This window comes from Psychromonas sp., from assembly GCF_047632995.1.
Classification (GTDB): Bacteria; Pseudomonadota; Gammaproteobacteria; order Enterobacterales; family Psychromonadaceae; genus Psychromonas.
Genome location: NZ_JBLIEK010000062.1, coordinates 1 through 22,230 on the forward strand (window position 1 = coordinate 1; position 22,230 = coordinate 22,230).

Genomic DNA, 22,230 nt, shown 5'->3' on the forward strand with positions numbered 1-22,230 from the left:
GATAATACTTTCATAGCGCTTATATTTGGTTGGTTATTTTGTGGTGAAATGTATTTTACCAAATATCAAGCGCTTACCCTATTTTCCTGTGGGGATTCTTCAGGCTTTAGCCCGCTTTGCTCTGAATAATAATGTAGATAGCCGTATCGGTTGTTTGTAAGCTTTAGCTTGTGGCAGCGGGTTTAACTTTCATTGTTGGTATTCCGCCCTGACGGCGTATAGACGATGAGAAACCGAAACGCAGTTTCGCAGTTCGAGAGAGTCACCGTTCTCAACAGCAAGAGAAAACAGGTCACGCGGAGCTTAGCCCGCTCATAAACCTGAGCTGGTGTTCAATTCGCTCCATGTTCCTTTGCTACAACAGATGCTCACTACAAGAAAAATGGGTGGGGAATCCGCCGCAGCATTGGTTTGGTTTATTTATAAAAAGATTTGTCTATCCCATCTTTTCTGCTGTTTTCAATTAGAGTGATGAAATAAGTTGTAATGTTATTCTTGAGCCTAAGGGATATTTCACTTTCTTAATATGTGATTAAAGAAACATATAAGGAATAGATTTCCTGCCTTTTCCTCGACTAGCCATCACAATTAACCTCCCCTTGGTTTTTAAACCATGCTTCCATAAATTCGACAAATTTTGTTAGTTTCGGCGGCGTATATTTGCGGCTTGGATATAGTACGTAAAAACTCAATTTCGGGAGAGTATGGTCACTCAACAACTCGACGAAACGGCCGGATTGAATCTCTTTAGCACACACAAAACAGGGGAGAAGGCCAATACCATTTCCTTGTAGTAAAGCTTCTCGAAGAAAAATGGTGTTATTCGCTTTGATATTGCCCGAGACTGAAACTCCACCACCCAGAGGTATTATGTTTTTACTGATAGCCAAGCTGTAGACATAAAAATTGTGTTGACTGAGTTGTTCAGGGCTATTAATAGGACCACAGATTTTGAGGTATTTTGGTGTTGTCACCATATGTAAGGAAAACGTGGCAATAGGTTTACCCACATAATTTACATCAATTTCTGCGCTAGAAGCACGAAATCCGATGTCGTACCCCTGAGAGATGAGATCAACCGGGTCATCACTTAAATTAACCTCTAATTCAACTTCTGGATGTTGCGCTGTAAATGCGCCAAAAGCCTTGCCCAAATCGGTTATGCCCAGCGTCATAGGTGCATTGACCTTTAAACGTCCTTTTGGTTGACCTTGCATCTCCTGCACATAATCCTGAGCTTCCTGATGCGAGTTGAGGATCTTACGGCAACGTTCTAAATAACCCTGACCGATTTCGGTTAACTGTATTTTTCGGGTGGATCGTTGCAGCAACCGCGCACCCACCATCTGCTCTAGCTTGCTAATATCTTTACTGAGCAGAGAGTTGGAATAGTTCATCTCATCTGCGGCTTGTTTGAAGCTGCCAGTTTCAGCGACTTTAATAAATAAAGCCATTGATCGTAGAGTATCCACCAGTGTCTCCTAGATTTTAAATTCCAAAATGGAAATTAATCATACACATATTCACGGTTTTTCTATCTTATTTTAGCTTGTAAGCTAGCTTCAAGATAAAAAAGATTCAAATACATCAAATTTAATTGATGAATTGGAAATAAATAGCCACGGTGAGTGAACAACTAAGAAAAGGAACACACAATGAAATTTTTTACTAAATCTGTTTTAGCGAGTTTAATATTTGTAGCTGGTAGTCAAATGGCTGCTGCTGAGAACATCCTGGTCGTTATGTCTGATAAAGACCAGCTAAAATTAAAAGGGACCGATGTATATCAAACAGGTTTCTATCTAAATGAGTTGATGCAGCCAGTAAAACTTCTCTTGGATGCGGGCCACGATCTGACGTTTGTTACTCCGAAAGGCTTAGCACCGACTATGGATAAGGTATCTGACAATGTCATGTTTTTTGGCGGTAATGAGCAAGCACTAAAAGAGCACAAAGCATTGCTTAACTCATTGAAATTAGTAGATCGCGTTGCGTCACCGGTGATCAGTTTAAGCCGAGTAGAGCAGATAGGTTACGATCGTTTTGACGCAATTTACGTCCCAGGTGGTCATGCACCTATGAATGATTTGTTAAAAGACAAACAAATGGGAACATTGTTAACTTACTTTCATAATAACCAAAAAGTGACTGCGTTAGTTTGTCATGGTCCTATTGCCTTGCTCTCAACACTAGCAAATGCAGAACAATTTGTAACCTCGTTAGAAGCGGGTAAAACCACGAAAAAACCACAAGACTGGATTTATGACGGCTACAAAATGACTGTATTTAGTAATGCTGAAGAGGAAGCTGGTAAAGGTTGGCTAGGTGGTGGCGAGATGAAATTCTATCCGCAGACAGCTCTAGAATTAGCCGGTGGGAAATATAGCCAAAGCGCAGATATTTGGTATCCAAATGTTGTCATAGACCGAGAGTTGATAACAGGTCAAAACCCGGCTTCAGCAGTCAATGTTGCACAAGAAATTATCAGTCGATTTGATAAATAAAGCCATAGATAAACTAAAGTGGTCAAGTCATTTGGCCACAAACGTGTAGGTTTGTAAGGTGCAATGGGGGGGAAGGTGAGTTAGCTTTCTAAGGGAAAAAAACAACCCGAGTATAATCTTTCGCGGAGAATCTATGGGGTCGCGTCTTGATTTTTGATTATACAAATTAACCCTTCCGGCTGGCGTCTTACTTTCCGTTTACGTTTTTATTGCTGTTGAGAAAAAGTAACATGCCGTCAAGGGCGGAACCCCAGCAATGAAAGTTACAACAAGCGCTAACAAGCGAAAGCTTATGAAGAACTGATCCCGCTATCTACATTATTATCTAAAACAAAGCGGGCTGAAGTCTGCGCCCTTTCAAACAATCAAAGTTAGACGGTTAGCCGCGGCGCTTTGTTTTGAATCTCTTTACTTCGCAGTGTATGATTACCCCCTGTTTTTAAACTATCAACGCCGCTTTAAAACGTCGTTTTAAATTTAAGTAATTCCACCAAGTTCAGCATAAAACTAGCTTTCAGCCAAACGAGCAAAATTAATGACAAACCCTGCCACAACAAACACATACCCATCAAACCGTTTCTCCATAGCACCGATGCTTGATTGGACTGATAGACATTGCCGTCATTTCCACCGTGTGATGAGTAAAAATGCTCTACTCTATACGGAGATGGTAACAACGGGGGCTATTTTGTATGGTAAAGGGGACTATCTGCAAAAAGGCGATAGCGAACATCCGGTTTGTCTGCAGTTAGGCGGCTTTGCGACAGCCGATCTTGCACAATCAGCATTAGCGGGTAAAGAACGTGGTTATGATGAAATAAACTTAAATGTAGGTTGTCCCTCTGATCGCGTTCAAAATGGCCGTTTTGGTGCTTGTTTAATGGCTGAAGGTGAATTGGTTGGCGATGCGGTCAAGGCGATGCATGATGCGACTGGCTTACCTATTTCTGTTAAAACGCGAATCGGTATTGATGAATTAGACTCCTATGAATTTCTTTGCGATTTTATCGGTCAAGTTGCAGAAAAAGGCTGTGATACTTTTGTTGTGCATGCCCGTAAAGCATGGCTGAGCGGCCTCAGCCCGAAACAAAATCGTGATGTGCCACCGCTTGATTATGAACGTGTTTACCAGCTTAAAAAAGATTTCCCGCAGCTCACTATTGCGCTCAATGGTGGCATTAAAACCTTAGATGAGTGTGAAACGCATCTGCAACATTTAGATGGTGTGATGCTCGGACGGGAAGTTTATGCTAATCCCCATCTATTGTGTTCGGTTGACCAGCGTTTGTTTGCCGGACAGGAAAAGATTTTAACTCATTTTGAAGTACTGGAAAAAATGTATCCCTATATTGAACAGCAGCTCACTAATGGCTCCTATCTAAACCATATCGCCCGTCATATGTTAGGATTATTCCAAGGTATGCCGGGTGCGCGGGCGTGGCGCCGTCATTTAAGCGAAAATGGACATATTCCCGGTGCAGGTATTGAGGTGATGAAAAAAGCCGCCTCATTTGTTAGTGAAAGTTAATTTTATTGCGTTACATTGGAGAGGAGATAAGTATGAACAAAATTGTTTTAACCCTGAGTTTATTAATTTCATTTATAGCGCTCTCTGCATGCTCTAGTTCAGCAACACAAGCACAGCTAGAGCAAGCTGAAGCGCAACAATTAAAAGCGCAGCGTATGACGGTTGTTAGCAGTGCAAAACCTGCGAATGTCTTGCCTGCATTTACCAGTTTCACTTGGAATGACCAATATACTCAGGTTTTATCTGCCGTTAATAGTGAAAAAGAAGATGAAATTAAAGATTATATCCGTAGTGAAGTGATAGCTTATCTGCAAACTAAAGGTTATCAGTTTCAGCCAGATCCCCTTAAGGCGGATCTGGTCATCGGATTTTTATTCGCATTAGAAGATGATATGGCGGATAAAACAATCCAAGAAAAATTTGGTTTGGTGCCGGGTGTTAATAAAAATGTGCTGAGTGATCCGCGCTATAAAAAGGGCACCTTTTTGCTCGCGGTCTTAGATGCGCAGTTAAAAAAGGTTTACTGGCGCTCTGCAATGCAGGGATTTGTGGATTTAGAAAAAGATAAAAATGATAAAAGTGTGGATCGTATGCAAAAGATATTACACTTAATGATGGGTGATTTTCCCGAGGCGGGGCGCTAACTAAACCCAAAAAAACCACTGCTGCAGTGGTTTTTTCAGCGTTCAGCACTCTATTTTAGAGTCTCTTTGTAAAAACAGTGCCAATCAGTTGATAGCCTGATGCCTGCATAAATAAGCTTAAGCCCTTTTTTTCCTCTTCTTTTATCTCATCTGAACGCATTGTAACTTGCACTACGCCTTGGCTTTTAAGTTGCTTTTCTACTTCACTAAGCAGGTTTTTCGCGACACCTCTGCGCCGTGTTATATCACGTACAGCTAACAAACTTAATTGTGCCTGGGTGCCTGTTGTCCGCACTTGTAATGCGCCTAGATGACGATCATTAAAGCGGGTGACATAAAGTTGCGCCTGCTCATTTTCTATAAGGGCTTGCAACGACTTTGGGCTGAGCTGATTTGCAGTAAAATAATTTTGGTAAATTTTACCGAGATCAATTAACAGTTGTGATGAGTTTTCAGGTGAAAAAACAGATAGACGCATAATTAGGGTTCTTTGTATTGTATTTGTAAAGAGGCTTTAGAAGCGGTTAGGTTATTCGCATGTTGAAATTCAAATTTCTTTTCTGCCATCGCTAAGCGCTGAGCTTCAGGGATTAGCTGATTGAGCGCTATAAGCTTAAAGGCGGTTGTCGGTTGTTTAAATTTTTGCTGAAGAAAACGGATGGTTTCCGGATAAGGGTGGGCAATAATGACGACCGCTTTAGTGTGTCTGCTTAATTTAATCGCTTCTTGTAACTGCTCCTCCATCGCCAGCTCGGTTTTAATATTATCCAAAAAAATATGGCGTCGTAATGCTGGAATACCGGATATTTTCGCGGTGCTTTCGGCAACGGTTTGCGGCGTTGTGCGACTATCGAGAAAATATAATCCCTGTTTTTTTAATATATCCATTGTCCAACGCATAGGTGTTATATGTTCGGTTAAGACGCTGCCCATATGATTATTAATACCTTGCGCAGAAGGTAATGAATGCAAAGATTGTCTGAGTTTAGCTTTAAATTCTTGTTCCGTCATATCCAGCATTAATGCCCCTTTACCGAGCTTCTGGTTATCCGTTTTGGCCTGCATCGGTACATGCAGTAATATTTTTCTGCCTTGCTGGTGGGCTTTTTCAGCTAATTGCTTTGCCTGAGGGGTATAAGGGAGGATGGAAAAGGTGATTTCTTTGGGCAGGGAAAGTGCTTGAAAGTCATTTAAGTTGTAACCCATATCATCAAGCACAATCGATATCACGCCTAGCTTTTCTGCAAAGCTGGTTGGACTTTGCATTAAGGCGATCAATAATATTATTAAGCTTTTCGGATCCATCTTTATTGTTTGCTGCCTCTTTTCTGCTACTGTCACTGCAACTTTTGGGCTACCATCTAGCTCTTTCAAGCCAGTTCATTGGATCTTGTGCTTTGCCTTTATGGCTGAGTTCAAAATAGAGGCTATTTTTATCTTGTCCGCCACTGTGACCTGCCAGCGCGATCGCATCCCCTTGAAAAACGGTATCACCGGTTTTTTGTAATAAGGTTTGGTTGTACCCATAAAGGGTGATGTAATTATCACTGTGATCCAGCGCTATCACCATGCCGTAACCTTTGAAATATCCTGCAAATAGGACTCGTCCCGTTGCAACTGCGCGCACTTTTTCGCCTTCGTTCGCTGCAATTGCAATCCCTTTCCATTTCATTTGGCTGCTACGCTGGCTGCCAAAAGTGGATAACACTTTGCCTTTAATTGGCCATTGTAATTTGCCTTGTTCCTTGGCAATACTGGAATGGCTCTGATCTTTTGTTTTAAGTGTTATTTGTTTGTTAGCTTTCGCTGTTGCTAATTCGCGATCTAGTTGGGCTTCGCGCTGTTTTGTTAGTTTTATCTTTAAGCTTTCTTCGGCATCACTAAGCTGGGCAAGCAGTGCACTTTGATAATTTAAATCTTGTTTTAATTCATGTAGGGCTTTGGTTCGTTCTGCGCGTTGTTCTATTAACTTCTCTTTTGTTGCTTTTTGTTGCTCATGCATTGTTTCTAAAGCAAGCAGAGCGCTGTCCTGCCCCTCTTTATTTTTATCAAGCTCGAGTTGTGTCGCTTCTAATCGTTCAATGCTTTCTAAACGTGCTTTATTGAGGTAAAAATAGTAACTTTTTGCACGAATGATTTTACTGAGATCTTCTTGATTGAGTAATAATTTAATCAAATCATTTTGGCCAGACATATAGGCACTGATTAACTGCTGTTCAAGTAGTTTTTGCTGTTTGATTTTGTCTTCTTGAAGAATGGCCGTCTTTTCTTTTAGTTTTGCTAGACGTGCTCTTTCAACGGTGATCGCTTCTTCTGTTTCTTGAGCCTGAAGTATTGCGGCTGCCGTTTGCTGTTCAGAGGTGGCAATCTGCTCTTCCAGTGTTGCCTGCTTCGTCGTTAATTGAGATTGGCTGCTTTGACTTTTTTTTATTTTCTTTTGCAGTGTTGAGAGATCATTGGCTGCAAAGCTACTTTGCAGAGGTACGCTAAAGATAAGTAGCAATAATAGGCGCTTAAGTAAAACGGTTTTTATGCTGATATTTTTGCAAAAATTTATACTTTTCATTAATTTCCCACATTTATTTTATAACAATTCAGTATTTAGAAATTTTACCCACTTAATCAGGATAAGTTGAGTAAAATAACTAAATAGTGAGCTATTAATACTATTTTAATGTAATAAGGGGAGTTCCTGACATTTCTGCAGGGATTTCCATATCCATTAATTTCAGCATTGTAGGGGCTATATCACACAAACTGCCATTTTTTGCTATCTCCGCATTACGACCAACGTAGATCAGTGGTACCGGTAAGTTAGTATGTGCAGTGTGGATGCCACCTGTTTCTGGATCTATCATCTGCTCAGCGTTACCATGATCGGCTGTGATTAAACACTCACCGTCCACTTCTTTAAGCGCCGCTACAACCTCACCAACGCAACGGTCTACAGCTTCACAAGCTTTAACTGCTGCATCATAAATGCCGGTATGGCCAACCATGTCGCCGTTAGGATAGTTACAGATAATAACATCGTGTTTGTTACTTTTAATCGCCGCTACCAATTTTTCAGTCAGCTCTGCTGAACTCATTTCTGGCTGCATATCGTATGTTGCAACAGCAGGAGATTTGATTAAAGTTCGCTCTTCACCAGGGAATTTATCTTCAATGCCACCATTAAAGAAGAAAGTAACGTGTGCGTATTTTTCAGTTTCTGAGATACGTAGTTGAGTTTTACCCTTTTTCGCTAACCATTCACCTAATGTGTTAGTTAACTCTTCACTTGCGAAAGCTGCAGGCGCTGTAATGTCTGCTGCAAATTCGGTTAGTGTCACAAAGTTAACCTGAGGTGCAACGGCACGTTCAAAACTTGAAAAGTTCGGATCAGTGAAAGTGTAAGTTAATTCACGCGCGCGGTCAGCTCGGAAGTTTAAGAATAAAACGGCATCACCGTCTTGGATCGGCGCTTTTTCACCAATCACTGTCGCTTTCACAAACTCGTCATTTTCGTCGCGCGAGTAGGCATTCTCTAAACCAACAAGAGCAGAATCAGCACTGTATTCTGATTTTGCCTGTGTTAATAAGTCGTAGGCTTGTTGAACACGGTCCCAGCGATTATCGCGATCCATTGCGTAGTAACGCCCCACTAATGTTGCTGTGCGGCCAACACCTACTTGTGCATATTTTGCTTCATATTTTGCCAGTGTGGCTGCTGCGCTGCGTGGTGGTGTATCTCGACCGTCCAAGAATGCATGCACTAGAATCTCTTTTGCGCCGCGTTTAGCCGCTAATTCAATTGTAGCTACTATATGATCTTCGTGACTGTGCACGCCGCCCGGAGAAGCAAGGCCCATGATATGAACCGCTTTTCCTGCTGCAACCGCTTTATCAACAGCAGCAACAAAGTTTGGATTCTCAAAAAAGTCACCGTCACGGATAGATTTTGTCACTTTAGTTAAGTTTTGGTAAACAGTACGGCCAGCCCCGATATTGGTATGGCCCACTTCTGAGTTGCCCATTTGACCGTCAGGTAAACCCACATCCATACCCGATGCAGAGATATGATCGTTGGCATAGTCTTTACACAGTTGATCAAGTACGGGTGTATTGGCATTTGCCACCGCATTGTCTGGCATATTTGGGCGGTAGCCCCAGCCATCCATAATTAATAAAACGAGTGGTTTTTTAGTGTTAGTCATGTGGAACCTCTTTAATATTAATACTAATGTTTAAAATGTAGTGCTGTAGATTTTACAACATTCACTGTCATTGTCACTGAAAAAGCCTGTATATACCCAAACTACTTGAAGATGCAGGAGTCAGCAAGACGATAAATGATGATATTCTAGGCAGGAGGCTGATGATCTAGTATTCTAAATCAAAGCCTTCTAACAACGAAGAGCATCGTTTATCGCCTGTCCTTCGGGAGATTCGCCCGAAAGCTAGCACTGCGTTGTAACACTTGAAAAGGGAATAACCATTATCATCACGTTACGCCTTGTTCTAGCATCCGGGCGAAACTCTGAGTCTGCATCTTCAAGTAATTTGGGTATACAACGCAATAGTGAGTAAAATTGGTTAAATTTAACCATTTTATCGCTAAGGATAAAAGTCTTTGGCTTTTCTTCTGTGTTTCACAAGGTATACTCATTGCAAAATTTCCCTACACTACAGAGATGAACATAAATTATGCAAGAATATATAAACTTTATTTCCAATCACTTGATGTTATCAATTGGCTGGGTGGCGGTTGCCGCTGTGTTGCTGCATAGCCTTATAAAAGATAAGTTAACGGGCGTTACCAGTGTCACTGCACAACAAGCTACCATAATGGTTAATAAGCAAGATGCCATTATTGTAGATCTGCGTTCAAGTGATGAATACCAGAAAGGGCATATTGTAAACGCAAAAAACATAACTCTGTCACAAATTGAGAAAGGAAATTTTGCAGAGATTGAAAATCATAAAGAGACCCCCATTATACTAGTCTGTGAATCGGGAGCTCGTTCTTCCGGTGCTGCAACTAAACTGGTTAAAGCTGGTTTTACTCAAGTGAACAACCTTTCATCCGGTATGGGCGGTTGGGCATCTGCAAATTTACCAACAACGAAGAAATAAAAATGGCCACAGTGATTATGTATAGCACAGCTTACTGTCCGTATTGTGTCCGAGCTAAACAGTTGCTCGACGACAAAGGTGTTAAGTACACGGATATTAACGTCTCTAAAGCAGATGCGCGCGCTAAGATGCGCGCATTAACGGGGGGAACAACCGTGCCACAGATTGTGATTGATGATCAAGCCGTGGGTGGTTGTGATGAGCTTTATGCATTAGAGCGAAGTGGCAAACTTGATCAATTACTTAAAAAGTAACTATCAAACAGAAGCAATAAACTGTAGTAGTTATGCAATTATATAAATAACCTTATAAGGGATTAAAATGTCAGAACAACAAGATCAACCGCAACAAATAGAATTTAACATCCAACGTGTATACGTAAAAGATATCTCGTTTGAATGCCCAAACTCGCCAACCATCTTTAAAAAAGAATGGGCGCCTGAAGTATCAATGGATATCGATACAAAAAGCACAAAATTAGAAGAGGGTGTATATGAAGTGGTTCTATCTTTGACTACAACTGCAAAAGTTGGTGAAGATGTTGCATTTCTTTGCGAAGTTCAACAAGCGGGAATTTTCTCTGTGGGCAAATTAGAAGGTCCGCAAATGGCACATTGTATCAATGCATTTTGTCCAAATATCCTATTCCCATATGCGCGTGAAGCTGTAGCAAGTCTTGTTACTCGTGGTACTTTTCCACAATTAAACCTTGCGCCGGTTAACTTTGATGCACTTTTTCAACAAGCAGTTCAAAGTAAGCAAGCTGAAGAAACTAAACAAGCAGAAGCTGCTAAATTAGACTCTTAGTCTAAATTAAATAGGTATTTTTAAATGGCAGATAAAATAGCCATTACAGTATTAGGGGCGGGGTCATATGGCTCCGCCCTTGCTGTATCTTTGGCACGAAATGGCCACCCAACACTTATTTGGGGGCATGAAGTCGATCATATTGCGCGCCTGCAAAAGGATCGCGAAAACAGAGAATTTTTACCCAATATTGAATTTCCTGAACTATTGATTCCGGAAAGTGATTTGGCGACCTGCTTGGCCGCGACACGCAATATATTACTGGTTGTACCTAGCCATGTGTTTGCACTGGTGCTGCAGCAGATAAAACCCTATCTAAGACCTGACCATCGAATTGCTTGGGCAACGAAAGGGTTGGAAGCAGAAACGGGACGTTTATTGCAGGAAGTGGCTGTTGATGTGCTCGGCGAAAATTACCCGTTAGCGGTTATTTCCGGGCCGACCTTTGCGATGGAAGTGGCAAAAGGTTTGCCGACTGCGGTTGCGGTTGCCGGAACGCAGGAACAGTTTACCCAGGATCTAGCGGATCTATTCCATAATCAACGCAATTTCAGATCCTACATTTCAGATGATTTTACCGCCGTACAATTAGGTGGCGCGGTGAAAAATGTGATTGCTATCGGCGCAGGATTGGCGGATGGTTTAGGTTTTGGCGCCAATGCCCGCACTGCACTTATTACCCGTGGTTTAGTTGAATTAACCCGTTTAGGTGTTGCGCTTGGCGCAAAAGAATCTTCTTTTATGGGGATGGCCGGTTTAGGCGATTTAGTGTTAACTTGCACCGATAATCAATCGCGCAATCGTCGTTTTGGACTTGCTTTAGGGCAGGGCAAAGGGATTGAGGAAGCACAAGTTGAAATTGGTCAGGTAGTGGAAGGGTATCGCAATACGGAAGAGGTGTATAACTTAGCTAATCGTGTTGGTATTGAAATGCCGATATGCGAGCAAATTTATTATGTGCTTTACCAAGGCAAAGATGTAAACGAAGCGGCGATAGATTTATTGTCGCGCAGTAAAAAAGACGAATAATGCTATTTTATAGCGATCAATTCAACTCGATTGCAGTATCTTAAAAAACCCGATATCTAATATCGGGTTTTTAGTCATTCAAAAATAATTTATTATTTTGAATTTTTATAATGCTTAGCATCAATGCCCGTATTCTCGAGAGTTAAAGCCAAGACAAGCTCACCATCAATAATTTTAATGTTTTCTGGAGAAAAAGTCGCGAGGTTAGTGTCAAATCCCCAATCACCTTTACCCCATCGCTTGTCATTAAATTCATTGAAATCATCACGCCATGTTAATGCAAAGGTTTTATCTGCTTTATATTCATGGTATTCAATCCAATCAATAACTTGATATTTAGGTAACTGTTTTTCATCAAACTCCCCAACCCAGTCAACCACTTCAGAGATCCAAATGTTTGCACGGTAAGTTTGGGGGGTAGAAGCCATGTCACGAATTTGTTGAGAATCTTGTGCAAGATCGGTACGTATGGTTTCTCCGTTTACTTTCCAAATAATTGCTTCTGGTGTCCACTCTAATGTATAAGTTTGGAAGCTATCGATCGCTGCTACCGTGCTTGTTTTTTCTGAGTGGATACGTTTTTCTGCATTACCAGTAATAAGGTTGGTTTGTAAAACATCCGGTTTGCTGCCGATTGTTTCAAAATCTATTTCACGCCAAGGACGACCTTCTCCTTGCCATGATTCATTATCGTAAGTAAAAAATGAAGAGACCACGCCAGGTTCAGAAACCATTTTCATACGTATAATGAATTTACCAAATTGAACGCGATCTAAACTGTACAATTCAGCTCCATAAACGGGTGCCGTTGAACTATTTTTGCCACTCGTTTTAGCTCGTGTATCCTGATTTACATCAGCCGTAGTGTCTTTAGCATTTACAATGCATGGCGTAATTAAAGATAAGGCAACGACTGCAATACCTATGTTTTTGATTACCATATTTTATTCCTATATTAGTGAAATTATATTTTTTAATAAAATTACCGCCATAATAAATGGCTGTAATTTAAGGTTTTTATTGTGATATTAATTAAGCTTGCCTTCATCAAGAGCTGTTGCAACCCAAACTAAGGGGGCATTCCAGTTGATGGTTATTTCATTAAGCGCCCAAGCACCTATATTATCTGAGTAGCATGTTTGACCAGTACAAGATTTTTTCAGTACGGAAGCGATAGGATCACTCATTTCGATCGAATTAGGTCCTCCACTTAACGCGCCTGCCGCTGGTTTCGGGCTATTTTCATCAGCAGAAAATGCCCAGAATCTATGGTGAGGATTTTGTACTGCATTTTCCCCATAGCCGGTAACGTATGAGATATTAAGAGGATTTGCGCCTAGTAAATAATCCATCGCACTTGCTGCTGCGGTTAGGTACTTATTGTCATTGGTAAAGTCATTTGCATAAATAAGAAATATGCTTCTATTGACTAAATTTGAGTTTGAACCCCATGGATAGGCCTCTACTGAATAAGGGATATTGTAGCCTTCATTTTGTAACTGCTGTTGATAAGTCTTGGCTGTAGTGATGATGTTTTCACGGGCTTGTTTAGTTGCTGATGCGCCTAATTTATTAGGAACAATGGCTAAGCTAATTGTGCCAAGCGGCGCTGTGTATCCCCAATAAATATCATGAGCGGCACCAATATTTCCTTTGGGTGTATCAAGGTGAAGAGGAGATTTTTTGATGTAATCAGCATATACCTTTTCTCCTGTTGTGACGTAAAGTTCAGCTGCTGCCCAATAGAATTCATCTTGTAGGTCGAAATCACTGTATGGGCCACCCCCTGTAAAGTTGTTGTAAGCAAAAATGTTTGCGTGTTTATTGGCCGCCTTCCAAGCATTTTGTGCAGCAGTTAAGCAAGTTTGTGCAAATTTACTATCAATATCGTTCCAAATACGTGCACACTGTGCCCCCACTGCCGCTAGGTTTAATGTCGCGGCTGTACTTGGCTGCCCAACATGGCGCTTTTGTATATCTTTGTGTGGTGGCAAAGGCATACCAGTCCAATTATCATCAGTCACTTTATGAAACACAAGCTGAGAGCCATCTATTTCTGTTAGCTTGAGTCTATTATCAGCTGACTGATCCCCCAATGGCGCGTAGATTTTTTTCCCTTCAGGAATCTGCATCGCTAGCATAAATTCAACATTCCAACGAGCTTCAGATAAAATATCGTTCACACCGTTACCATTTTCCGGAATGGCTATTGTTCCATCAACAAATGGCACGGGTGCATTATTTATCCATTTACCGCGCTCGTAAAGATTCAATAAAGTCCATGTTGCTATGCCACCGTTGACGACATATTTACCATGATCGCCCGCATCATACCATCCACCGGTTACATCGAGAGAAAAATCACAACCTGGCCATTCATTACCCCATGAATCTTTAGCATCGAAACAGGTTACAACATCGGAAGTATGACCTGCAGGTCTTGCCAAATCATCACGACTTACTAAACTTTTTTGAATTGTGATACCACTGCGATTTTGATAAAAGTATGAGAGGGCATCATATTTCAGCTTTGAATAAATATTGCGACTGATATCAAAGGGAAAGGTTTCGTGCTCTCCAGCTTTAACGATTAACCCTTGTTGTTCTTGGGTTTGGTCAGAAATATCAATTTGATGAATCAACTCACCGGATGCTTTATTGAGTCCATATACTTGGCTACGGCCCATATCAATATTAATACCTTGCTCATTAACGAGTACCCAAGGTAATGGTTGCTTAGAATCAGAAGCGAAAAAGATTATTTTTTCAGCTTGAGGTAAAAAACCAACTTGATTGGCACGAATAGGATTAGTCTTTTTAGTTTCAACAAAGGCTTTACCTGTAATAGATACATTACTTACGCAAATAGTTGCCGCTTTTTGTGCGCCCATTTGAAACTGAAATTCAGATTGTGCATCACTATCGTTGGTTTGTGTAAATTTATAAGCGAAATTTTGCTTCTTTTTATTGAGGAGAGTATCAGTGGCAAAGTGGGATGTGTAGGGAGGACCTTGATGCTGAATAAGCGTTTTCAATTGCGTTTCTTCTGATGCGTATGCATCGAAACTAATATTGTAGGTTTTGCCTTTTTCAAGACCGATTCCTGCTTGACCTAAAATAACATCCCATGTGTTACTACCTGGGTTCGCTATCGGCATACAAGCTTCTTGATTTTTAACCTTCACAGTAGCGCCAGCTAGCCACCAGTTATTAATGTTTGTGGTAAATGCACCGTTGCTAAGCATCTCTGCAGCTGTTGTATTCTGATTTGCATCAGCACTGCTCTCTTTGGCGATTTCTTCGGTTACAGTACATGACGTAATTAAAGATAAGGCAACTACTGCAAGACCTATCATTTTTATTTTCATCTCTTATTCCTTTATTTAGTCAAATTACATTTGAGTATAAAATCACAGCCGATAAAATATCTGTAACCGCCTCTTTTGTAGTGTGATATTAATTTTCCTGCCTTCATCAAAGGGCGCTGCAACAAAAACTCGCTGTGCATTAGCAAGTCCATAAGAGAGCCTCCATAATTTTGTTTTTATTATTGCTCCTCTAAAATAATAAAGATGCGCAGTATGAGTGATTCAAATCAGGATAAAAAAACAAAGGTGAAGGTTGTGTGATCGCAACAACGAGATCTGATTTAAACTGTGATTGCATTATTTAAATTTACTCATTCCATGAATTTGTTGCATGGCTTTCAACTTATTAAGGTGCGCTTGGCTCATTTGAAAAGCTTGCAGAGGATGTTTACTGGCTGATGGTCGAGTGAATCCGTTTATTAGTGAGTCGCGTGATCTCTTTAAGGGGGCGATTGCACAAAGCGCAATAAGCAAGGCTGATGATGACGTGATAGCTCACTTATATTCATGGCTACGGGAAACGGGAATGAAGTATACCGCAGGTCGTTACTTCCGTCCGGGTATGATCTTTTCCTATTTACCCGAAGCATTGTAAAGATAATAGCGATAAGTAAGAAGGGATAGCAGTTATCGCTTCTTATTTATGTAATAGCTTGATCTTATTTGTACTTAATCAGTCCATTACCATTCATTGAAACTCTTTTTCCGTAACAAAAAGTTTTTGTTCACTTCGCTCGTTGAATCTCTGACGATTAAATCAATAGGAGGAATTCTTGCTTCGTAGCGTTGTCCACCAAGCAAGTTTAAAATGGAATGTGCAGAGACGGTACCTAATGCATGGATTGGCTGTCTTAGTGTTGTTAATGCGGGCGTAAAGTATTCGGAAGTAGGAAGATCATCAAAACCAATAACAGAAATATCTTCAGGTACTCTTAAATTATTGTCATGTAATGCTTTAATAACGCCATAAGCGGAGAGATCGTTTGCGGCAAAAACCGCGCTAAATTTCACATTGCTGTTAATTAATTCTAATGTCTGTTGGTAGGCTTCTTTAGAGCTAAAATCACATTCGCGAACCAAAGCTGGAATGATAGGTAATCCCCACTCTTTTAAAGCGCGTTGATAGCCATTAAACCTTGCAATTGAATCGGGTTGGCTAGCTAGCCCTTTAATGTGAACAATATTCACATGTCCCTTTTGAAGTAAATGCAGTGTCGCGATATAACCACCTAGTTCATTATCTAAATTAATAGATCGAATATTGGGACTTTCAATATTATAACCGACAGTGACTACAGGGGTGCTTTCTGCAAAGTTTAGGATTTGCTGGCTGCTTAAGTTTCCAGTGACAATGATGACGCCATCGACATTATTTTGCTTGAGATACTGCAATGCATGTATTGAGAGTTTTTGTTGCCAATGCCCAGACGCGATGATGAAAGAGTAACCTTGCTCTATAAGCACGTTTTCCATATCGTTTAATATCTGGCTGGTGTAAGGACTATCGGGATGTTGGACTAATGCGCCGATTGTCATTGAACGGCGGTTGTGCTGGCCATTATTTTGTAAATTAGATTTATATCCTAATACATTAATCGCATTTTCTATTTTTTGTGCTTTGTCATCAGATACAAATGAGGTGCGATTAATGAATCGCGAAATAGTACTGGGAGAAACGCCTGCTAATTTAGCAACATCATAGGAAGTGGGTGTTTTTTTTTGATTCATAATGATGTCCAAAGGGTATGCGTCGTATTTAACGCTCAATAGATAGTATTGCTAAGTCCGAGACAGGGCGTATGTGGTTTGTTTCTCTGTGAAAATTTAATCGGGAATATATTCTATGATAGCACGGAGAGCTAGTTCTATATGAATGATGGATCACGTGGCGCAATAAAATAGCGCTTGTGTTTCATGACTGCAAAGGTCTATCACGCTGTGTTGTTATCAGTCCAACAGCTTATTAAAATAGGTTGCTGAACTGATAGTGTGTAGATTAGAGCAAGTTATGACTCTTGTAAAATATTTAACATACGACGCAGCGGCTCTGCAGCGCCCCATAATAGCTGGTCACCGACTGTAAAGGCACTGACATATTCTGGCCCCATCGCCAATTTACGGATACGCCCGACGGGTACACTTAAGGTGCCGGTTACTTTTGCTGGCGACAGCTCTTGCACCGTAGCATCGCGCTCATTTGGAATAACTTTAACCCACTCATTGTGTGATGCTAAAATTGTTTCTATCTCGGCAACTGAAATATCTTTTTTAAGTTTCAGGGTGATCGCCTGACTGTGGCAACGCATCGCGCCAATGCGCACGCATAAACCATCAATAGGAATCTGTTTATCACTCGTGCCTAATATTTTATTGGCTTCAACTTGCGCTTTCCACTCTTCTTTACTTTGACCCGAAGGCATTGGCACATCAATCCAGGGGATCAAACTGCCAGCTAGCGCTGCACCAAACTGCTCTGTTGGCAGAGCGTCACTGCGTAGATGGTCGGCAACTTGTTGGTCTATTTCTAAAATAGCAGAAGCCGGATCGGCCAGTTTGTCGGCAACGGAAGCATGAATCGATCCCATCTGGCTGATTAACTCGCGCATATTACGGGCACCGGCACCAGACGCCGCCTGGTATGTCTGTGGGACAACCCATTCAATAAGATCTTGCTCGAATAAACCGCCAAGCGCCATTAATAATAATGAAACCGTACAGTTACCACCGACGTAAGTTTTAATTCCATCAGTTAGACCTTGTTTAATAACATCTTTGTTAACCGGATCTAATACAATAATGCTGTCATCTTTCATGCGCAGTGAAGATGCCGCATCAATCCAGTAGCCGCTCCAGCCGGATGCACGCAGTTTTGGATAAACTTTATTGGTATAGTCCCCGCCTTGACAGGTCACGATAATATCCATTTTTGCTAGCGCTGCAATATCGAAGGCATCTTTTAATGTCTCGGTTGGTTTCCCAATTTCAGGAGAGGTAAGACCCACTTGTGAGGTGGTGAAAAACAGGGGCTCAATCGTTGCGAAATCATTTTCATCGCGCATTCTTTGCATAAGCACAGAGCCAACCATACCGCGCCAACCAACTAAACCAACTTTTTTCATTGTCCAATATTCCTTAAAGTTTAAAAAGATACAAAGCGTACCCGGTTAACCATTAACCTAATAGGGAATTTACCATTATCAGGTTTGTTCTGGCTAGTTTTTTGACTCATCTAGGTGAATAAATAAGTACAAAAATTGGATAACTATTTAAACTGCGCATAATTTATATGTAATCGACTGGAGATGGTGCAGATAAGTTGGCAGCGGAGCGGGAAGATGAAATATCGCAAGTAAGGAGAGACGTTGCTGCGATATTTCATAGGTACTATGGTTTGATTAAAAACCGTTAGATGCTGTAATCATAAATCGTTGGTGTAGGTAAACGTTTATGCTGCGTGCGCAAATAGATAGCAATCAATTTATCTTCAATTTCCTGCGGAACTTGTATGCCCTCCAAGAAATCGTCAATTTGATTGTAAGTCATACCAAGGGCCACTTCATCTTCGAGTTGCGGTTTATCTTCTTCCAAATCTGCAGTGGGTGCTTTTTCCACTAATAGTGCGGGGGCGCCGAGATGCTTAGCTAACGCACGTACTTGGCGTTTATTCAAACCAAATAAAGGTGCTAAATCACATGCACCGTCGCCATGTTTAGTATAAAAACCAGTTATGTTTTCTGCACTATGATCGGTACCAACCACTAAACCGCCCGTTAAACCGGAAATTTCATATTGCGCAATCATACGCATACGCGCTTTAACATTGCCCTTAACAAAATCTATATTACTGTTTTCAGGAAGATTAAGTTGGCTGCTTTGCAATGCGTCGAGTGTGCTTTTATGAATAGCATCTACACCAGTTTGTACATTAACCGATATGCAATGTGAAGGCTGAATAAAGCGCAGCGCTAATTGTGCTTCCTGTTCATCTTTCTGCACGCCATAAGGCAAACGCACCGCGATAAACTGATATTGTTCACTGCTCTGAGATTGATTGAGTTGCTCAATTGCCAATTGGCATAAACGGCCTGCTGTACTTGAGTCTACGCCACCGCTAATACCTAACACTAGGCTATGGGAGCCAGCCTGTTGCAGTTTCGTTTTGATAAAGTCGATACGACGCTGAATTTCGTTATCAATATTGATCTCGGGTAAAACACGCATCTCTTGTAATATTTTTTGTTTCATTAAAGCAGCCTATTATTTACGGGTAGTCACTCTGTATGGGATTATTATGCAAAAAATCACCCATTTTTTATAGTGCAAAGCGATATTAATTCCACTATTTCACCTTTCTGCTAATTATTTCATACTAATCCTTATATAAAGCAGCATGTTGTTGTTTTATTATTCCTTTTATTGAGCGCGAAATCCGTTAAAATAAGTGCTAATTTTTCTATCTATTAACTATTAAGGTTTCAATTATGTCTTTAAGTGTTGTTATTCTTGCTGCTGGTAAAGGAACACGTATGTGCTCTGCCCTGCCAAAAGTACTTCATAAAATTGCTGATAAGCCAATGCTGCAGCATGTTATTGATACAGTTAAAGGCCTTGGCTCTGAGAATATACATCTTATTTATGGTCACGGTGGCGAACAGCTGCAGGATAAAATATCTGAGCCGCAGTTAAATTGGATCAAGCAGTCAGAACAATTAGGAACGGGTCATGCGATGCAAATTGCCCAGCCCCATTTTAAAGAGAATGAAAAAATACTGATGATTTACGGTGATGTGCCACTCCTTTCAGCGCAAACGTTAGAGCGTTTAATTGCCGCACAGCCACAAGATGGCATCGCTTTATTAACGGTGGAATTAGAAAATCCAACTGGATATGGGCGAATTGAACGCGTGGCTGGTGAGGTGGTCGGTATTGTCGAGCAGAAAGATGCCACTCCGGCACAATTAGATATTAAAGAGATAAATACGGGAATTTTAGTCGCAAACTCTGGGGACCTAGCGCGTTGGTTACCCGCATTAAGTAATGATAATGCCGCTAATGAATACTATATTACCGATATTATTAAAATGGCACACCAAGAGGGGCATCTTATCCATGCTGTCCATCCAGAAAATATAGTTGAAGTGGAAGGAGTGAATACACGTTTACAACTTTCTAAATTGGAACGTGCCTATCAGCTGCAAAAAGCAGAGCAACTACTGTTAAGTGGCGTGATGCTGCGTGATCCTGCACGTTTTGATCTGCGTGGTGAGCTGACCTGCGGCCAGGATATTGATATTGATATTAATGTAATTATTCAGGGAAAAGTGAGCTTAGCAGACGGTGTTGTAATCGGTGCAAACTGCATCTTGATTGATTGTAATATTGAGAAAAATGCAGAGATTAAAGCGAACTCTATTATTGAAGGCAGCCGAATCGGTGAGCAGGCGGTGATCGGTCCTTTTGCGCGTATTCGCCCGGAAAGTGTGATCGAAAAAGAGGTGCATATTGGTAACTTTGTTGAGGTCAAAAAATCAACACTTGGACGCGGCACTAAATGCGGTCATTTAAGTTACATTGGTGATAGCACATTAGGGCAAAGGGTAAATGTGGGGGCAGGCACTATCACCTGTAATTATGACGGCGTTAATAAACATCATACAACTGTCGGTGACGATGTCTTTATTGGCTCTGATTGCCAATTAATTGCGCCTGTTACAGTCGGTAATGGTGCAACTACGGCGGCGGGATCAACAATTGTTAATAATGTCCCCGATAACGCATTAGCAGTTGCGCGCGGCAGACAACGCAATATTGACGGTTGGAAACGGCCAACCAAAAAGAAATAACAATGCAAATCCACTAATTAGATTATCTAATTAGTGGATTCTAATACCTTGGGAGCTTGCGTTCACCCCTTCAATATTTCTGCATGGCCCTTTTTTCTATCCAGTCGGTGATTTTCAGATATAAAAAAGGGCGCTAAAAAGCACCCTAAATTATTCAATTAATAAGAATGATTAGTTCTTTTTAATTTTTAACTGACGTTTACAGACATAAACATTTTCTAGATGTTTCATCGTTTCAGCTGGCATACCTTTTGGTAATTCAATTGTTGAATAATCATCGTTTAGTTTGATATCACCAATAAAGCGGCTGTTGATATCTGCTTCGTTGGCAATTGCGCCTACAATGTTTTTAACTTGTACGCCGTGTGAACGACCCACATCAATACGGTACACTTCTAATTCAACATCTGTCGGGCGTCCACGACCGCGTGGTTTATCATCACTTTCATTGCGAGCACCACGATCAGCACGATCATTGCGAGCACGATCACCACGGTCGTTGCGTCCGCGATCACGTCCACGATCACCACGATTATTGCTCTCGACGCGAGGTTCAACAAACTTCTCTTCAACAGGCTGTAATGGTTTATCTTTTTGTGCCATGTAGAGAAGCGCTGCAACTAAATCTAACTCTTCAAGGTCACTGTTGTTTTCGATTTGTTCGAATAAAGTGCGGTAGAAAGAAAGATCTTCGCTTTCACACACTGCAGCAACTTGTGTTTCAAAGTTCGCAATACGTGTTTTTGTGACTTCATCATGTGATGGTAAATCCATGATCGTAATTTGTTGACGTGTTGCACGCTCAATCGCTTGTAGCAAACGGCGCTCACGCGGTGCTGCGAACAAAATCGCTTTACCTTTACGTCCGGCACGACCAGTACGTCCGATACGGTGAACATAAGATTCAGTATCGGTAGGAATATCATAGTTTACAACGAGGCTGATACGTTCAACATCGAGACCACGTGCTGCAACATCTGTTGCGACTAAGATATCTAAACTGCCTGATTTTATACGTGCAATAGTACGTTCACGAACTTGCTGGTTCATATCGCCGTTTAAGGCTGCGCTGCGGTAACCGCGTGCTTCTAGACGCTCAGCTAATTCAACCGTTGCTGTTTTAGTACGAGCAAAGATGATCACTCCATCAAACTCTTCAGTTTCAAGCATACGTGTTAAGGCATCAAGTTTATTTACACCACGTACAATCCAACATTTCTGTTCGATATTTTCAACGGTAGATGTTTTAGACTGAATTTTAACTTCAGTTGGTTTGTTCATATAACGTTTAGTAATACGTTTAATTTGGTCTGGCATGGTTGCCGAGAAAAGCGCAGTTTGACGCTTATCAGGCATATCTTTCATAATTGTTTCAACATCATCAATGAAACC

At 41.1% G+C, this 22,230-nt stretch carries 20 protein-coding genes; 9 read left to right on the forward strand and 11 right to left on the reverse strand.

The features are described 5' to 3' along the window. Positions 1-575: 575 nt before the first annotated feature. Positions 576-1,472 (reverse strand): LysR family transcriptional regulator, encoded by an 897-nt coding sequence (locus ACJAT7_RS11405; protein ID WP_415226924.1) that lies wholly within the window; start codon positions 1,470-1,472, stop codon positions 576-578. A 183-nt stretch (positions 1,473-1,655) separates the two neighbouring features. Between ACJAT7_RS11405 and ACJAT7_RS11410 the strand changes: the two genes are divergently transcribed. The 3 genes from ACJAT7_RS11410 to ACJAT7_RS11420 all read left to right on the forward strand — a co-directional run bounded on the left by ACJAT7_RS11410 (position 1,656) and on the right by ACJAT7_RS11420 (position 4,676). Next, positions 1,656-2,504 carry a type 1 glutamine amidotransferase domain-containing protein gene (locus ACJAT7_RS11410; RefSeq protein ID WP_415226925.1) on the forward strand — a complete coding sequence of 283 codons (849 nt, stop codon included), beginning with the start codon at positions 1,656-1,658 and terminating at the stop codon, positions 2,502-2,504. A 535-nt stretch (positions 2,505-3,039) separates the two neighbouring features. Beyond that, complete coding sequence (dusA, locus tag ACJAT7_RS11415) at positions 3,040-4,032, forward strand: tRNA dihydrouridine(20/20a) synthase DusA (RefSeq protein ID WP_415226926.1); 993 nt, start codon at positions 3,040-3,042, stop codon at positions 4,030-4,032. 32 nt (positions 4,033-4,064) lie between these two features. Beyond that, on the forward strand, positions 4,065-4,676 hold the full coding sequence (locus ACJAT7_RS11420) for a DUF4136 domain-containing protein (RefSeq protein WP_415226927.1): 612 nt from the start codon (positions 4,065-4,067) through the stop codon (positions 4,674-4,676). A 55-nt stretch (positions 4,677-4,731) separates the two neighbouring features. On the opposite strand, the gene panM is transcribed toward ACJAT7_RS11420, so the two are convergent. The 4 genes from panM to gpmM all read right to left on the reverse strand — a co-directional run bounded on the left by panM (position 4,732) and on the right by gpmM (position 8,872). Then, entirely contained in the window at positions 4,732-5,154 is a 423-nt protein-coding gene (gene panM / locus ACJAT7_RS11425) for an aspartate 1-decarboxylase autocleavage activator PanM (protein ID WP_415226928.1), read from the reverse strand. A 2-nt stretch (positions 5,155-5,156) separates the two neighbouring features. After that, on the reverse strand, positions 5,157-6,050 hold the full coding sequence (locus tag ACJAT7_RS11430; RefSeq protein ID WP_415226929.1) for a divergent polysaccharide deacetylase family protein: 894 nt from the start codon (positions 6,048-6,050) through the stop codon (positions 5,157-5,159). Beyond that, a complete protein-coding gene (locus ACJAT7_RS11435) occupies positions 6,031-7,242 on the reverse strand; it encodes a murein hydrolase activator EnvC family protein (RefSeq protein ID WP_415226930.1) in 1,212 nt (403 codons plus the stop codon). The genes ACJAT7_RS11430 and ACJAT7_RS11435 overlap by 20 nt, the downstream gene beginning before the upstream one ends. Before the next feature lie 100 nt (positions 7,243-7,342). Beyond that, positions 7,343-8,872 (reverse strand): 2,3-bisphosphoglycerate-independent phosphoglycerate mutase, encoded by a 1,530-nt coding sequence (gpmM, locus tag ACJAT7_RS11440; RefSeq protein WP_415226931.1) that lies wholly within the window; start codon positions 8,870-8,872, stop codon positions 7,343-7,345. Positions 8,873-9,362: 490 nt separating this feature from the next. On the opposite strand from gpmM, the gene ACJAT7_RS11445 reads away from it, so the two are divergent. The 4 genes from ACJAT7_RS11445 to gpsA all read left to right on the forward strand — a co-directional run bounded on the left by ACJAT7_RS11445 (position 9,363) and on the right by gpsA (position 11,627). Further along, entirely contained in the window at positions 9,363-9,791 is a 429-nt protein-coding gene (locus ACJAT7_RS11445; protein ID WP_415226932.1) for a rhodanese-like domain-containing protein, read from the forward strand. A 2-nt stretch (positions 9,792-9,793) separates the two neighbouring features. Further along, positions 9,794-10,045 (forward strand): glutaredoxin 3, encoded by a 252-nt coding sequence (gene grxC, locus ACJAT7_RS11450; RefSeq protein WP_415226933.1) that lies wholly within the window; start codon positions 9,794-9,796, stop codon positions 10,043-10,045. Positions 10,046-10,112: 67 nt separating this feature from the next. Beyond that, the gene (gene secB, locus ACJAT7_RS11455; RefSeq protein WP_415226934.1) at positions 10,113-10,598 is read left to right on the forward strand and encodes a protein-export chaperone SecB; all 486 of its coding nucleotides are present in this window, start codon (positions 10,113-10,115) and stop codon (positions 10,596-10,598) included. 24 nt (positions 10,599-10,622) lie between these two features. Further along, on the forward strand, positions 10,623-11,627 hold the full coding sequence (gene gpsA, locus ACJAT7_RS11460; RefSeq protein WP_415226935.1) for an NAD(P)H-dependent glycerol-3-phosphate dehydrogenase: 1,005 nt from the start codon (positions 10,623-10,625) through the stop codon (positions 11,625-11,627). 92 nt (positions 11,628-11,719) lie between these two features. Here gpsA and ACJAT7_RS11465 read toward each other — a convergent pair whose 3' ends face one another. Further along, positions 11,720-12,568: a family 16 glycosylhydrolase gene (locus ACJAT7_RS11465; protein WP_415226936.1), complete on the reverse strand. Its 849-nt coding sequence runs from the start codon at positions 12,566-12,568 to the stop codon at positions 11,720-11,722. 87 nt (positions 12,569-12,655) lie between these two features. After that, the gene (locus tag ACJAT7_RS11470; RefSeq protein WP_415226937.1) at positions 12,656-14,995 is read right to left on the reverse strand and encodes a glycoside hydrolase family 9 protein; all 2,340 of its coding nucleotides are present in this window, start codon (positions 14,993-14,995) and stop codon (positions 12,656-12,658) included. Positions 14,996-15,401: 406 nt separating this feature from the next. Here ACJAT7_RS11470 and ACJAT7_RS11475 point away from each other — a divergent pair, with 406 nt between their 5' ends. Further along, complete coding sequence (locus ACJAT7_RS11475) at positions 15,402-15,590, forward strand: hypothetical protein (RefSeq protein WP_415226938.1); 189 nt, start codon at positions 15,402-15,404, stop codon at positions 15,588-15,590. A gap of 86 nt (positions 15,591-15,676) precedes the next feature. On the opposite strand, the gene ACJAT7_RS11480 is transcribed toward ACJAT7_RS11475, so the two are convergent. From ACJAT7_RS11480 to nadE, 3 genes are all read right to left on the reverse strand, one after another. Beyond that, positions 15,677-16,723 (reverse strand): LacI family DNA-binding transcriptional regulator, encoded by a 1,047-nt coding sequence (locus ACJAT7_RS11480; RefSeq protein ID WP_415226939.1) that lies wholly within the window; start codon positions 16,721-16,723, stop codon positions 15,677-15,679. 278 nt (positions 16,724-17,001) lie between these two features. Beyond that, positions 17,002-18,114: an aspartate-semialdehyde dehydrogenase gene (asd, locus tag ACJAT7_RS11485; RefSeq protein ID WP_415226940.1), complete on the reverse strand. Its 1,113-nt coding sequence runs from the start codon at positions 18,112-18,114 to the stop codon at positions 17,002-17,004. A 286-nt stretch (positions 18,115-18,400) separates the two neighbouring features. After that, positions 18,401-19,240 (reverse strand): ammonia-dependent NAD(+) synthetase, encoded by an 840-nt coding sequence (nadE, locus tag ACJAT7_RS11490; protein WP_415226941.1) that lies wholly within the window; start codon positions 19,238-19,240, stop codon positions 18,401-18,403. A 236-nt stretch (positions 19,241-19,476) separates the two neighbouring features. Here nadE and glmU point away from each other — a divergent pair, with 236 nt between their 5' ends. Beyond that, positions 19,477-20,838, forward strand: coding sequence for a bifunctional UDP-N-acetylglucosamine diphosphorylase/glucosamine-1-phosphate N-acetyltransferase GlmU (gene glmU, locus ACJAT7_RS11495; protein WP_415226942.1), 1,362 nt, complete (start codon positions 19,477-19,479; stop codon positions 20,836-20,838). 171 nt (positions 20,839-21,009) lie between these two features. Here the strand turns inward: glmU and ACJAT7_RS11500 are convergent. Continuing rightward, on the reverse strand, positions 21,010-22,230 hold a 1,221-nt coding region (locus tag ACJAT7_RS11500), incomplete at its 5' end, for a helicase-related protein (protein WP_415226943.1).

Excerpts from the sequence above, each read along its gene's own strand:
- ACJAT7_RS11410 (WP_415226925.1), top strand. The coding sequence starts at position 1,656 with ATGAAATTTTTTACTAAATCTGTTTTAGCGAGTTTAATATTTGTAGCT.
- dusA (WP_415226926.1), top strand. The coding sequence starts at position 3,040 with ATGACAAACCCTGCCACAACAAACACATACCCATCAAACCGTTTCTCC.
- ACJAT7_RS11420 (WP_415226927.1), top strand. The coding sequence starts at position 4,065 with ATGAACAAAATTGTTTTAACCCTGAGTTTATTAATTTCATTTATAGCG.
- panM (WP_415226928.1), bottom strand. The coding sequence starts at position 5,154 with ATGCGTCTATCTGTTTTTTCACCTGAAAACTCATCACAACTGTTAATT.
- ACJAT7_RS11435 (WP_415226930.1), bottom strand. The coding sequence starts at position 7,242 with ATGAAAAGTATAAATTTTTGCAAAAATATCAGCATAAAAACCGTTTTA.
- gpmM (WP_415226931.1), bottom strand. The coding sequence starts at position 8,872 with ATGACTAACACTAAAAAACCACTCGTTTTATTAATTATGGATGGCTGG.
- ACJAT7_RS11445 (WP_415226932.1), top strand. The coding sequence starts at position 9,363 with ATGCAAGAATATATAAACTTTATTTCCAATCACTTGATGTTATCAATT.
- grxC (WP_415226933.1), top strand. The coding sequence starts at position 9,794 with ATGGCCACAGTGATTATGTATAGCACAGCTTACTGTCCGTATTGTGTC.
- secB (WP_415226934.1), top strand. The coding sequence starts at position 10,113 with ATGTCAGAACAACAAGATCAACCGCAACAAATAGAATTTAACATCCAA.
- gpsA (WP_415226935.1), top strand. The coding sequence starts at position 10,623 with ATGGCAGATAAAATAGCCATTACAGTATTAGGGGCGGGGTCATATGGC.
- ACJAT7_RS11465 (WP_415226936.1), bottom strand. The coding sequence starts at position 12,568 with ATGGTAATCAAAAACATAGGTATTGCAGTCGTTGCCTTATCTTTAATT.
- ACJAT7_RS11470 (WP_415226937.1), bottom strand. The coding sequence starts at position 14,995 with ATGAAAATAAAAATGATAGGTCTTGCAGTAGTTGCCTTATCTTTAATT.
- ACJAT7_RS11480 (WP_415226939.1), bottom strand. The coding sequence starts at position 16,723 with ATGAATCAAAAAAAAACACCCACTTCCTATGATGTTGCTAAATTAGCA.
- asd (WP_415226940.1), bottom strand. The coding sequence starts at position 18,114 with ATGAAAAAAGTTGGTTTAGTTGGTTGGCGCGGTATGGTTGGCTCTGTG.
- nadE (WP_415226941.1), bottom strand. The coding sequence starts at position 19,240 with ATGAAACAAAAAATATTACAAGAGATGCGTGTTTTACCCGAGATCAAT.
- glmU (WP_415226942.1), top strand. The coding sequence starts at position 19,477 with ATGTCTTTAAGTGTTGTTATTCTTGCTGCTGGTAAAGGAACACGTATG.